Raw genomic sequence first — 13,786 nt, forward strand, 5'->3', positions numbered from 1 at the left:
GGAGAATTACTCCACAATTACAAAATTAATCTTGGAATCAGGAGGCAGATAATCGCCATGCTTGGGAGAGGTTTCGATCACAGCGCCAGGCACAGGATTTTCCATGTCCTCGGGAGCCTTGGCTCGCTTAATCTTGCCCACTACAAACCCAAGCTTTTCGAGCTTCGGGTAAACATCATCAATCTGGATTCCGGCAAAGTCCGGAAGCAGAGTCTTGCCTGTGGTTACGCCAGCGGAGATAACGACCTTCACCGTATCGCCCACGCGAACTTTTTCGCCGGCCATGGGGATGGTACGAATCACCACACCACGAGGAATACTCTGATGAGCGCCCTTCACGATTTCACCCTGCACAAGTCCTGCGCGGGTAAGAGAAATGCCGGCCTGTTTCTGGCTCTTTCCGCGAAGGTCGGGAATTTCCACCTGGCGAAGGCCCAAGCTGCGAGTCAGTTTTACAGTGCGGCCCAATTTTGCCACACGCCCTGCAGCAGGCATCTGGACAAGAACCTTGCCAGAATCAATAGTCGCATTGTAACGTCCTTCCTCAAGCCATTCGTACTTGAAACCAGCCTCGGTCAAGGCCTTCTCGGCATCTTCCTGAGACATTGCTTCCAGATTGGGGACCTTACCTGTTGCAGCGAAGGCGCCCGAAAAAATAGGCATCAGCACCTTATCAACGGCAACAGCCAAGATAACAACGAATACGACCCAAATGGCAAAAGCCTTTGGCACAGGAGATGTTTTTACCCAGCGGCCCAAAGACAAGAAGAAAGACTTTAATTTGTTCATAATAAAATCGTTTATTCGCTTTTCAGCAAATCACGTTAGCCCTTGGTGGCCTTTTCCTGCAGGACGTTCTCGTCGAAAATAACGATATCCTTACCAGTCATGGCAATGGCGTTGGCCTTTACCAACATAGAGCAAATGCGGCTAACGGTTTCGCGGGTAGTACCGGACATGTCAGCCAGCTGCTGCTGAGTGGGGCGGTTGTGAATCACGGTCACCATATTGCCGTTATCGGCGTGAATACGGACACCACGTTCTTCCATGAGGTTAAGGAGAGTACCTGCCACACGGCCGCTAACGGACATGGTGGACAAGGAACCAATCTGCTTATTGGCCTTACGCAAACGCTTGCTCAACTCAGAGAGCAAAGCCATGGAAATTTCAGGAGACTGGCGAATCAACTGGATAAAGGACTCGCGGCGGATGATCATCATCTGAGCATCGGTTACCGTACGAACGGAGGCGGACCTGGGTTCGCCGTCGATAAGGCTCATTTCGCCAAAGAAGTCGCCACGTTCCAAGAAGGAGAGGATGGTCTCGCGACCATCAACGCCCGTAATATAGACCTGGACGGAACCGGAAGCAATGAGATACAGGGCCTGCATCGAATCATCGCCTTCCAGCACCACAGTTTCATCTCGGTTGAAGTCCTGGACAACAACTAAATCAGCCAGCAAAGCAAGCTGTTCTTCGTTCAATTCCGAAAAAAGTTCAACGCCCTTCAGAAGGCCAACTACATTACTGTCCATAAAACTTCATTCCCCTTAGATGATTAGTCCATGTCAACGATGATGCTCTGATCGCGCTTTGCACCGATAGAGATCATACCAATCTTTACGCCAACAAGTTCTGCCATGCGGTTCAGATACTTGCGAGCATTTTCCGGAAGGTCTTCCATCTTACGGCACTTGGTGGTGTCGCACTTCCAGCCCGGCATTTCTTCGTAAACCGGCACGCAACGACCGACCTTGGACAGCTGGTTCGGGAACACTTCGATCTTTTCGCCATCGCATTCGTAGTGAGTGCAGATCTTGATGGTGTCGAAAGTATCCAGAACGTCCAGCTTGGTAATTGCCAAGTGAGTGAGGCCGTTAACGATTGCAGCCTTGCGGACAACCGGAGCGTCGAACCAACCGCAGCGACGATTACGACCGGTGGTTGCACCGTATTCATTACCGATCTTACGGAGGGTGTCGCCCATTTCGTCGAGAAGTTCAGTGGGGAACGGACCGTTACCAACGCGGGTGGTGTAAGCCTTCACAACGCCAACAACCTGGTCGATGGCGGTGGGGCCAATGCCTGCGCCGCAGCTTGCGTAGCCAGCCACAGTGTTGCTGGAGGTCACGTAGGGGTAAGTACCCTGGTCCACGTCAAGGATAGTTCCCTGAGCGCCTTCGAACACCAGCTTCTTGCCTTCCTTAACAGCCTGGAAAAGAAGGGCGCTAGTATCACGAACGAAAGGCTTGATCTTCTGGCCCAGTTCCAGGTAGTCCTTGATGACTTGTTCCGGATCGATTTCAGGAACATCGTACATCACCTTGAATTCTTCGTTATGAACCTTGGCCATAGCTTCGACGCGGGGGCGCAGTTCACGTTCGTCCATGAGGTCGCCAACACGAACACCGATACGGTTCACCTTGTCGCTGTAGCAGGGGCCAATGCCGCGGCCGGTAGTACCGATAGCAGCCTTGCCAGCCTTCTTTTCCTTGGCCTTGTCCAAAGCAGAATGGTACGGGAGCACAACCTGGGCATTGTCGGCAATGAACAGGTGACCTTCCGGATTGATTCCCTTAGTATGGAGATCGGCAATTTCAGCCAAAGTCTGAATCGGATCCAGCACAACGCCGTTACCGATAACACAAATCTTGTCGTCATGCATGATGCCGGACGGAATCAGGTGGAACACGAACTTCTTGTCACCTACTTCCACAGTGTGGCCAGCGTTTGCACCGCCCTGGAAACGCACAACGATATTTGCGTCCAGAGTCAAGAAGTCAACAACCTTGGCCTTACCTTCGTCACCCCACTGGGAGCCGATTACAACACGATTTGCCATATATCCTTCGTTTTTTTTGTGATCCAGCAGACGAAACTCTCTTGAGCAGACTGCAGATCGATTGATTGTTAAACAGGAAATAAGCTACCCAGGGTGTTTCCCTGAGCCCTTTTTCGCCCCTAAAATAGAAATAGCGAAGAAAGATGAATGGCAACCAGCACCAGAAAAACCGCAAAAAAAGCGCATTCTTGCCATTCAAACATATTCATTCACCCCTAAAACGACAATGGAATTGGTCATGGAAGGATTGTCCATAAAAAAGGAAGTGCACAAGTGAAAAAAATAATGATACAATTGATTATATTTAGGTTGTATAAAATGGGATGATTATGAACAAAAAAAAGACGCTCTTTACAACTGCCGCCGCGGGCCTTGCTACATTGATCGCCTGCTCAGAACAGTCTAATACTGCCAACAATCAAGAAATTCTTGATGCGCTCAACAACAAACAAGCAATCACCTGTACTACAGCAAGCCTTGAAGACGAAAGTGGCATCAGCATCATCTGCGGAGGCGACACCATAGGTGTCGTGCTTAACGGCAAGCCTGGTAAAGACGGAAAAGATGGCAGCTCTTGCGTAATTCTACCCCTACCCGATCTTGATGCCCATAAGGTTGTGTGCGACGGAGACTCCGTCGGCGTTCTTTACAATGGCGAAAAGGGCGACCCCGGAGAGGACGGCGTAAGATGTTCTGCTAAGGCCGTTACCGACGAAGAATCCGGAAAGAGCGGTTTCTCTATTCAGTGCGACGACGAAGACCCCGTTCTCGTATGGAACGGAGCCGACGGCAAGGACGGCGTAAGATGTTCCGCTAAGGCCGTTACCGACGAAGAATCCGGAAAGAGCGGTTTCACTATTCAATGTGACGACGAAGACCCCGTCCTCGTATGGAACGGAGCCGACGGCAAGGATGGTATTAACGGCGTTGATGGTAAGGACGGTCAAGACGGTGCACCCGGTAAAGACGGCGAGCCCGGAAAGGACGGCGTAAGATGTTCCGCTAAGGCCGTTACCGACGAAGAATCCGGAAAGAGCGGTTTCACTATTCAATGTGACGACGAAGACCCCGTCCTCGTATGGAACGGAACCGATGGCAAAGACGGTCAAGATGGTGCACCCGGTAAAGATGGCGAGCCCGGCAAAGATGGTCTTAACGGCGTTGACGGTAAAGATGGCGAGCCCGGTAAGGACGGAACCGCCTGCTACGTAACCGAAAGCCAAGACATCGAAGGATTTGACGTATTTTGCGGCGATGAAAAAGTCGGCACGCTAATGAACGGCGAAAAGGGCGATAAAGGCGATACTGGTGAACAAGGTCCCCAAGGTGAGCAAGGCGAACAGGGCATCCCTGGAACAGGCTGCACAGCAACACCCATCTCTGACGAAGAATCTGGCAAGACCGGCGTTCAGGTAACATGTGGCGATTCCGATCCCGTTATCGTGTGGAACGGCGAAAAAGGTGATAAGGGTGAAACTGGTGAACAGGGGCCCCAAGGTGAGCAAGGCGAACAAGGTCCCCAAGGTGAGCAGGGTCCCCAGGGAGAACCCGGCAAGGATGGGCAAGACTACACTCCCTCCAGTTCTTCCGTAGAATCCAGCGACAGTGAAGAGTCTTCCTCAAGCACTGCAGAACTTTCCGAAGAATGCAGAATCATGCGCTCCACCCAGGATGATTTCATTCCTCTAGAAAATGTATTCGGCTGCCTTCTTCCCAATGAAAAAGTAGCCTTCGTAGTACGTCACGCCGAACGAGACCCCGCATCCGGCACAGAGGTCGACGTCAACGAAAACGGTCGTGCACAAGCCCGCTATCTCGGTCAAAAGCTTGCACCCCTTGGACTAGAAAATTTCTTCTACATGAACACCAACGTGTACCGTACCAGAGGAACAAATCTCTTCGTGTCTCGTGGTAAGGGAGAAACCCATGTGGATTCATTAACTCTATACAATTCCTCAAGTAGCACATTCCACCTGCAGGTCGATAACATGGGAGGGAGCTGGTTTAAAAAACGCGACGAAAACTGCGCAGGAGCAACAAGTTGGGGTTCCTATACCATGGCCGCCTACTATCCCGAAAATTGTCCTGAAAATTTCTACAATGCCGATGAGAAGGTTCAGGAATTCGTCAACACCTACTTTAGGTACGAAACTATGCACAAATATACGTTCGTAACCTCTCACGACCAGTTTATCGCGCCATTCCTGATAGTCGTAACCGATCGTAAAATTGACTTTAAGTTTCACTCCGGCAATGGCTGGAGAGCGGACCACAGAAGACTTTGGCCCAACTACCTTACCGGCGCCGCTATCATCGTGAACGAAAACAACGAGGTAACTTACGTTCCTGTCAAGGGGCTCAAATCTGGCCGCTTGGGAGATCACTGCGCTAACAACGTGCAAGAGCCAGAATATCCATGCTCCAGAGACTGGGGCGATTAAAGATTGGCGTATCAACAAGGCCTCCCCATCGGGAGGTCTTTTTTTTATTTCAATTTTTGAATCAAAGAATCCAGACGACGACTCACCTGCTGGGCACCCAGTTTGCTTAGATGGTCGTAATCCATAGCCAAGGAATCCGGATAATCGTGCCGACCCATCTTATTTTCATCCAACACATGGAAATGGGGATACTTACGGGTCAATGAATCCAGATAATCTAATGTCTCCTTGGCAAGGCTTCTCTTGATGCCGTGACGTCCATAATAACCTGTCTGGCTATACAAAGGCGACTGAGGAAATACCACAGCAATAATCTGAACACCCCTATTTTGGGTAGTGTCAATAAGGACCTCCAGGCTGTCAATAACCCTGTGGTAATTCAGGTCCTCCGCATTGTTCATGATAGAATCCCTTGTCACCATAGGAGATTCTCCCCAAGATCCCGGCTCTAGTTCAAACAGTCCCAAGGTATTCACATAGGACGTCGAATCCTCATAAGTGTACGGATGATTGTAATCAACCAGCTCGACAAATTCCTCTGGCAGGCCATCATGCCAATAATCATGATGGCGGTCGTAAATATACCCTGGAGCCTGCCCAAAGACATAGGTTTCCCTAACCAGCCTGGAATTTCTCATCAAGTCTGGGGAAACTTCAACAACCAGATATTTCAATTTCTTTGCATGCGGGAAAATGTAGTTGTGCGCCAAGGACAACGAACCCCAAAGTTCTCCACCAATATGACCAAAGTTAAAGGAACGAGCCTTCATGACTCGTGGGTCAAATCCACGTTCCATTCTGGAACTACCAACACCAATCAGTTCCACACTATCGACCATGTCCCAGAACATTCTCATTTTTACGCCCATGGTCTTTTCGCCGATTTCATAGCTATCGTCAATGTAGACCCCAGCGCTGTCCAAGTCAAGCCCTTCCTTCTGCAGCGCATAACGTCCTTTTACCCAAAGACAGGGATGCCAAAGTTCTTCTCCTGAAACCAGCTCCACTATGCTGGAATCAGAAACATCGACTAACGCAATATCACCATGATTGCCATTGACACCAACCAATGTCGCAACGACCAAGTTCTTCTGGTTAACCCATTCTGAATGATCAAAGGAGCGGCCCTTAGGAGACGGAATGGATCGAACCAGTTTGCCGTTGCTGTCTGCAACAAGAATTCTTTCGTGAGTCCTGTACTGTGTTCCCGAGAATTCCTGGCCAACCTTACCGCCAAAGTCAAGGAACAACGTATTCAAGGCTCCGTCCTTTGACAAGGAAACATTGCAAGCCTGTTCCTCGTCGTACCAGACTTGGTGCTTTTTCCCTTTATAGGCTCGAAGTAGCTTTGAACCAGAAACAGCAAACATACTGTTCAGATCAATCCCTCCATGGTACGCACCCTCCAGAAGCTTACGAGGTTTCCCAAACTTTCCATTCATAAAGGATACAATCCATGTTGCCCTTGATGTAAAGTCGCCATCATTGCTGTTGTCGCTAGATTCATCTACATACACAATGGATGTATCCCCGTTGTCTTCCACAACCCATCGTGGGATAACCGCATTTTCCACATCGAGCATGACCAGCCCGCGACCGCCCTCATCCAAGTTTCTTACATAGACACGGGACTTTCCCTTGACTCCTTCCAGACCCGTACAGAATGCGACCTTGGACCCGTCGGGAGAAATATCCGGATGGAACGAAGAGATGGTGTCGGCTATCTCAACAAATTTCAGCGGGTTCTTGTCGTAATCAGCAAATTCCAGGTTTCCTGTAATGTCATTTCTAAACACGAGCTTCGCCCTATAAGTACCCGTCTTTTCCACAAGTGCAGAAAGGGGCGAACTGAAGGACGACGGCTCCGCCGTAGTACGGCCCTTATCGTCAAGCCACAGCGGTTTATCAATCGCCCCAAAAGCCAACCTGAATCCCAGATACGCGGCAGACGTTGATGCAGATATCGGGTACACGTCACCGCGGCTGTACAACTGCATGCTTTCCGCAGTTTGAGCAAAATAACCGCCCTTGACAACCTTTTCCCCAAAGGAATTTCCTGACGGACTCCCTACATAGTTGACCACAGCGGAATCCACAAGACCGCCTAACCAGTCATTTGTCCATTCAAGGGCATTTCCAGAAAGGTCGCAAAAGCCAGTCTCATCTTGAGACGACGAACAAACCTTATGGAGTTGATTTTTTGATGTGGAAACATTCCAACTATCCTGGGGATTCCATCCCAAGGAGGCGGCAAAAATCCATTCCGCTTCCGTAGGCAGGCGATACCCGTCAACATCAGCATTAAAGGTCAGTCCCTCGAGCCCGATACAATTATGACCGGAGCTAAAGTTCCTTTCCAGGTAAGTATACACCGTATCGTATCCCTCCGCCTTGCTGCGGGCATTGGCATACAGAACGGCATCGTAGAATGTCACGTTCACCACGGGCACACTATCCGATTCACAAGCTGGATAGGAGGCCCACGGGTATTTTTTTAACAGGGCAGAAAATTCACCACAAGTGACTTCATGAACATCCAGGGAAAACCCGTAATCCAAGGTCACCTTCATCTCAGGCTTTTCGCTGACCTTCGCGCTTGCCTCGTTGGTACCGAGGGTAACTTCAAGCCCTCCGCGAGTAAACTGAATCATTCCCTGGTGAACAGAATCCAGCTTTACCAAGGATGTATCCTGCTCCCCCGCAGGATCTTCCGGGTTCGTATTTCCGGAGCCTCGGCTACTGGAAGAATCATCGGAACATGCAACCAGCGCAATCATTCCTGCAAGAGCAAAAAAAGCATTTAAGAAAAAGTTTCTCATTTCTCTTGCGCTTTGCCTAACGCTCTTCTAATCCAGTAATTTGCCAGCACAGCAAGGGTCGCTCCCAGAAGACACATGAACATGTCTGACTGGGTATCCCAAATGTAACCTTGAGTGCCAAGGAACGCTTCCGTATCTGTCGGGTTACTCAAGGAAGCCAACCACTCAATAATCTCGTATACGGCAGAAATGGCCTCGGCAACACAGACCGAAATAAAGCCGCTCCAGCCTGCAGTCTTAAGAGGAGTAGTCCTACGTAGCAGATCCAGCATAATCAAGGCCGGGGTCACCCCCTGCATAAAGTGACCGATCTTATCGTAGTTGTTGCGAGTAAAACCAAACCAGTCTTCCATCCAAAAACCCAGCGGAACCTTGGCATAGGAATAATGTGCACCAACAACAAGAACAATGATGTGCAGTGTGAAAACCGCATACATAGCCGTAGAAAACTTGAATCTTCTGTACGTTCCAAGAAGAACCGCCAATCCGACCAATGCGGGAGCGGCTTCAAGAATCCAAGTCAAGTAAGTATCCTGGACACCCACCACAGACCAGACAATCACCGCAATTGATATCAGCAGTAAAACAAGATGGACTTTCGAGCAATTCTTCACAGACAACACCTCAAGACAAACTTAGCTAAAGTCTTTAAAAAAACTCCCGACCTCATGCCGGGAGTTTAATGAATCTAAATGATTAACGATTAGGGAACCTCAACGGAATCCAAAATCTTCTGGACCACGGTCTCAGCGGTGATTTCCTCTGCTTCAGCTTCGTAACTCAGGATAATGCGATGGCGCAGCACTTCCATAGCCACGGCCTTCACATCTTCCGGAGTAACGTAGGCGCGGCCCTGGATAAATGCGTGAGCCTTTGCAGCCTGGGCAAGACCGATGGAGGCACGGGGAGAAGCACCCACTTCGATAAAGCCCACCAGGTCGGAACGTTTGATGCTACCCGGATCGCGGGTGGCAAGAACCAGGTTCACGATGTATTCGCGGACGCGTTCGTCCACGTACACCTGCTTTACAAGTTCACGAGCCTTCAGGATATCTTCCTTGGTAGCCACAGCATTGGGCTGACGAAGGCCTGCGCCGGCAACCGCATCCAGGATGCGCATTTCGTCGGCCTTATTGGGGTAAGATACCTTCACCTTCAAAAGGAAACGGTCCACCTGTGCTTCGGGCAGCGGGTAGGTACCTTCCTGCTCGATGGGGTTCTGGGTAGCAAGCACCAGGAAGGGTTCATCCAGCTTAAAGGTTTCGTCACCGATAGTAATGTGGCGTTCCTGCATAGCTTCCAGCAAGGCGCTCTGAACCTTGGAAGGTGCGCGGTTGATTTCGTCGGCCAGCACCAGGTTGGTGAACAGCGGGCCCTTGCGGGTTTCAAACTTCGCCTCGCGGGCGTTATAGATGGTAGTACCCAGCAAGTCAGCCGGCAACAAGTCCGGCGTAAACTGGATACGCTTAAAATCCAGGGAAACAGCGTCAGCAAAAGCCTTCACCGCGGTAGTCTTTGCAAGACCCGGAAGGCCTTCCAGCAAAACGTGACCATCGGCTAGGATGCCGGTCAAGATGCTTTCCACCATGCCCTTCTGGCCAATGACGGTATCTTCCACTTCACGCAACAAATTCTGGCAGAAAGCGCTCTGCTGTCTAATCTTTTCCGAAAGTTCCTGAATATCCATTTGACAATACCTCTAAATTTTCTACCAACTGAATTTAACAAATATTCAATAAAAAAACAAATGAGCTGTGAGTGATGAGTAATTAGGTTTATAATCGCGACGTTATCGCCTTACCCTAGCTCATAGAGTCCAAAGGACTCGGGCTCACCACTGATCACTCATCGCTAATATCCATCAGTTTCATGGCTGCCTTCCAGGTTTCCCTATTCTCAAAGCTGTCACGCTGACAGCCACTGTAACGAGCATCGGCAAACGTCTCCAAAAGACCTTCCCAGCCTTCCAAGTCGCCCTGTTCCAGCAAGACCTTTAAATTGACCTTTTCCGCATCCAGATGGAACCTCTCCGCAGCATATTCCCTACAGACATTCTCCAGATCCTGCAACCAGCATCTGCTATCTGCAGAATTCACCCGCTGCTTCAGAACCATCATTTTTTCACGGAGCCTGGCCGTTGCAGCATTCTTGGCAGCAACAACAGAACGTGCCTGGGCGCGGCGTTTCATACGCCAAAAGCCCGCTGAAATGACGCAAAGAGCCACAGCAATTCCTACAAAGGCAGGAACAATGCTAACAGGCTCATCTACACGGATAGCCACGCTTTCGCTACGCAGGTCTAACGACTTGCCCATGGGCGTGGGAATTTCAAAACGCATGGCAGGCACGTTAAGGTTGCCCGTATCCTGAGCTACAATCTTGTAGGTAAAGGTAATGGAGGCCATTTCCTTGCCATCCTTCACCATGCGGGCTGATTCCTGGGAAACACCCACCTGCTGCAACCCCTTGGCCGAGGCCGTACTGGTAGGCACCACCAGAAGGGCACTGCCGTTCACATTCCAGCTTACAGTAACGGGAAAGTCAAAGGTATCCCCGACAGAAGCTGCCAAAGGCAACAAGGCGCCGTCAACGTCCCTAAAGCCGGAGGTAATGGAAATACCAAGCTGTTCCGGCGTGGGCATCGGCATTTCTTCTACAGAGTCCACAACAGCGACGCTACCCGAATCCAGTGCGCCCCCCTGCAAATTCATATCCAAAGAATCTTTTTCCATACCGGGCAATATACAAAAACTCCCTGACCTAAGTCAGGGAGTCTTTAAGTTCATGCCAATCCGGTATTAGAACGGACGGACAAATGCACCATTCAGCAAGCCGCTGTACAGGCCCAGCAGGATATCGCTGAAGTAGCTGCTACCGTTGTTACCCGGGGTAATAGCGTTAACAAGCGGAGTACACTTGTCAAGCCAAGCCTGGTTTGCACCAATACCTGTTGCGCACCATGCGGCAAGCCACTGTGTCGGAACAGAGGAATTCTTGGTGTAGTCCGGACCCACACTCAAATTCCAGGAGTACTGGGTTGCAAGTGCGAGAGAAGACGGATCACCAGCGGACTTTGCTACGATGAAGTCGTTAAGACCCTTCAGCACGGCAAGGGCGCGAGGTTCCTGGAACCAGTAGTAGTCCCATGCAATACGCCAAGGAATACGAACAGATTCCTTGTTGAAGGTATGATAGGTATAGCCGGCCTTTTCGTTACCAGCGGCACCGTTAGGCGGATTAACTGCAACACCAGCAGTATTACTCCAGTCGGGGAACACGCCAGTACCACCAGCCTGAACAGTGGCCATGTAGGCATACATGTTATCAAGCACGCCAGCCCAGTTGTGAGTAGGGTCAACCTTGGCAAACAAACGCAAAGCAACCGGAGAGAAATAGCTCAGGTTGTAGGTAGGATCTGCGGTATGCCACATTTCGGTATCACCGGACATCAGGAGCAACTTGTTGGGTTCAACTTCCTTGTCCCAGATTGCGCTAGCGATAACCAAGGCATCAGCAAGATAGGCATCCAGGCCAGTCTTGTAGTACTGCAAGATCAAGGAAGTTGCAATATCCAGGTCGGCGTCAGTTGCGCTGGAGTTGTCAATCTGGTTGTACATGAAGCTCATGGTAATCCAGGGAGTCAACTTCAGGCTGTTATAGTCTCTAAAGCCACGGCTGTAGTTCCACAGACGGACAAAGGCATCGTCATCACCGTTGAAGTAGGTAAGGAGCATACCGTAACCGATACCTTCGGACACGGTGCAACCACGATACTTCATGGGAGAAAGAGAAGATTCTTCGTTCTGGCACTGGAACTTGTAACCACCAGTATTCTGGTTAGACCAAATCACACGGCCGGCAGGCATGAAGTTCGCAAAAACGTAGCCAAATTCGCCAGCAAGGTTAGCGTAGTAGACGCTTTCGTCTTCGAGGGTTACAAAGTGATAGGGTTTCCATGCAGCATAGATGGCAGCCGGATATGTTGCGTTAGCAGTAGCAGCCAGGGGAGCATAGTTTACAGACGGAGTAGTCGGAGTAGTTGCACCCGGAGTAACCGGAGTGGTTGCACCCGGATCTACTGGAGTATCAATAACGCCCGGGTTCGGATCGCCCGGAACATCGGGAATAACCGGAGTAGAACCGGAAGAGGAATCATCACCGCAAGCGGCAAGGCCGAAGAGGGCGCTGACAACCATCGGTGCAAAGAGTTTCTTGAATTGCATAATAGCCTCACGTAATATTCAGCGTAAATATATATACTAAAACCAAACTTGGAATTTTTGGAACATAAAAAAACGTTTTGATGTAATCTACATCAATAGAGACAAATGCTCTAAAAAAGAAAGGGCCGTGGAAACCACGACCCTTTCATAAATCTTTAATTAAGTAAGATTACTTAACCATGATCTGCTGAGAAGCACCTTCAGCGCGAACCATGTAGACACCAGCCTGGAGCTTGGAGAGGTCCATGGTGGAAGCCTTAGCGGAGGCAACAACCTGGCCCTGGAGGTTCACGATTTCAGCCTTAACAGTCTTACCGAAGGAGAGGGTACGGCCGTTGAGCTGAGCCTTGAAGGAAGCCTGAGCAGAGGCAGCCTTGATGGAAGCGCCAGAGCACTTGCCATTTTCGCCGATCTGCATGATGTTGAACTGACCGGAAGTACCGGAAGCAGCCTGAATCTTGAACTTGATAGCAACGAGCTTAGCAGCGGCTTCAGCACCGGTGATCTTGCCCTTACCCCAACCAGCCTGCTTGAACTGAGTCCAAGCGAAGTCCTTGGTGGAAGCAGAAGCAGCCTTCGGAGCGGAAACGAACGGATTGTCGTAGCCGAGTTCGCCATCAACAGCGTCACCGAGACCCATTTCGATAGAAGCAGCAGCATCAACGGTATAGGTGATGCAGATGCCACCCCAAGCGGAAGCGTCAGCCGGAGCCGGGGTACCGCTTTCGTCTTCACCGGCAACGTTGAAGCCGATACCAACGAACGGGTTGTAATCGAGGGTGCCCTTGTCCAGAGCGAAGGAACCGCAAACACCGGCGCAGTGGTCGATGATCGGGTCAAGAGCGTCTGCAGAGTATTCGTTACCCGGTTCTACAGGCCAAGTGATCTTGGATGCGCCACCATCGGCGTCGTCAGCGTAGATGAACCAGTAACCAGCAGTTTCGGTACCAGCGTCGAGACCGGTGTCGATCTGGTAGATGCCATCAGCACCGTTCCAGGTTTCGAGACCGAAAGACATAGAGGCAGCTGCCAGGAGGGCGGCAGAAGCAGTAAGAATTTTCTTGTTCATATTCTCTCTCTTTGTTTATTGTGATTGCCCAATAAGGGCGGTTTGGGGTCTAATATATCTTTTTTTTTCAGACTTTGAACAAAAAATTTTCTTTTTTTTCATCAATGTGACGGCAACCGCATTTTTTCGCATAAAATTAGGGAAATAGAGCTTCTTCTAAATAAAAATTTACATGCAAAGCCCATTTTAGCCGTTTCTAGGCAATCCTCATCCTGTTAGCTTAGTCACACAATCTCCTAACGCAACTTTTTTATTACTTAAGTACGTATATATATGGGCCAAATGAATTTAATTTTAGGACGCGAATTTGTATTCGGCTGTAACCACCGAATGCAAGGTATTGACTATCAATACAGAGCAATTTTTGTTATCTTGAATAAAAAACCAAGGGA

11 protein-coding genes are annotated in these 13,786 nt (G+C 49.9%); 2 read left to right on the forward strand and 9 right to left on the reverse strand.

From position 1 onward, the window contains the following. Positions 1-6: 6 nt before the first annotated feature. Genes MJZ26_03100 through MJZ26_03110 form a run of 3 tightly spaced genes read right to left on the reverse strand, consistent with a single transcriptional unit; the run spans position 7 to position 2,842 of the window. Positions 7-789: a PASTA domain-containing protein gene (locus MJZ26_03100; GenBank protein MCQ2104759.1), complete on the reverse strand. Its 783-nt coding sequence runs from the start codon at positions 787-789 to the stop codon at positions 7-9. 35 nt (positions 790-824) lie between these two features. After that, positions 825-1,535, reverse strand: coding sequence for a Crp/Fnr family transcriptional regulator (locus tag MJZ26_03105; protein MCQ2104760.1), 711 nt, complete (start codon positions 1,533-1,535; stop codon positions 825-827). Between the two features lie 23 nt (positions 1,536-1,558). Further along, the gene (locus MJZ26_03110; protein ID MCQ2104761.1) at positions 1,559-2,842 is read right to left on the reverse strand and encodes an adenylosuccinate synthase; all 1,284 of its coding nucleotides are present in this window, start codon (positions 2,840-2,842) and stop codon (positions 1,559-1,561) included. Positions 2,843-2,903: 61 nt separating this feature from the next. Here MJZ26_03110 and MJZ26_03115 point away from each other — a divergent pair, with 61 nt between their 5' ends. Together MJZ26_03115 and MJZ26_03120 are read left to right on the forward strand one after the other, a co-directional pair. Continuing rightward, a complete protein-coding gene (locus MJZ26_03115; GenBank protein ID MCQ2104762.1) occupies positions 2,904-3,119 on the forward strand; it encodes a hypothetical protein in 216 nt (71 codons plus the stop codon). 52 nt (positions 3,120-3,171) lie between these two features. Further along, the gene (locus MJZ26_03120) at positions 3,172-5,283 is read left to right on the forward strand and encodes a hypothetical protein (GenBank protein MCQ2104763.1); all 2,112 of its coding nucleotides are present in this window, start codon (positions 3,172-3,174) and stop codon (positions 5,281-5,283) included. Between the two features lie 44 nt (positions 5,284-5,327). Here MJZ26_03120 and MJZ26_03125 read toward each other — a convergent pair whose 3' ends face one another. The 6 genes from MJZ26_03125 to MJZ26_03150 form a co-directional block, all read right to left on the reverse strand. After that, positions 5,328-8,060, reverse strand: coding sequence for a TIGR02171 family protein (locus MJZ26_03125; GenBank protein ID MCQ2104764.1), 2,733 nt, complete (start codon positions 8,058-8,060; stop codon positions 5,328-5,330). Positions 8,061-8,098: 38 nt separating this feature from the next. Next, on the reverse strand, positions 8,099-8,716 hold the full coding sequence (locus MJZ26_03130) for a DUF2238 domain-containing protein (GenBank protein MCQ2104765.1): 618 nt from the start codon (positions 8,714-8,716) through the stop codon (positions 8,099-8,101). An 89-nt stretch (positions 8,717-8,805) separates the two neighbouring features. Continuing rightward, positions 8,806-9,789: a MoxR family ATPase gene (locus MJZ26_03135; protein ID MCQ2104766.1), complete on the reverse strand. Its 984-nt coding sequence runs from the start codon at positions 9,787-9,789 to the stop codon at positions 8,806-8,808. A gap of 154 nt (positions 9,790-9,943) precedes the next feature. Then, on the reverse strand, positions 9,944-10,813 hold the full coding sequence (locus tag MJZ26_03140) for a BatD family protein (protein MCQ2104767.1): 870 nt from the start codon (positions 10,811-10,813) through the stop codon (positions 9,944-9,946). Between the two features lie 87 nt (positions 10,814-10,900). Next, a complete protein-coding gene (locus tag MJZ26_03145; protein ID MCQ2104768.1) occupies positions 10,901-12,325 on the reverse strand; it encodes a glycosyl hydrolase family 8 in 1,425 nt (474 codons plus the stop codon). 169 nt (positions 12,326-12,494) lie between these two features. Beyond that, positions 12,495-13,394: a T9SS type A sorting domain-containing protein gene (locus MJZ26_03150; GenBank protein MCQ2104769.1), complete on the reverse strand. Its 900-nt coding sequence runs from the start codon at positions 13,392-13,394 to the stop codon at positions 12,495-12,497. Positions 13,395-13,786 lie beyond the last annotated feature (392 nt).

This window comes from Fibrobacter sp. (assembly GCA_024398965.1).
Taxonomy (GTDB): domain Bacteria; phylum Fibrobacterota; class Fibrobacteria; order Fibrobacterales; family Fibrobacteraceae; genus Fibrobacter.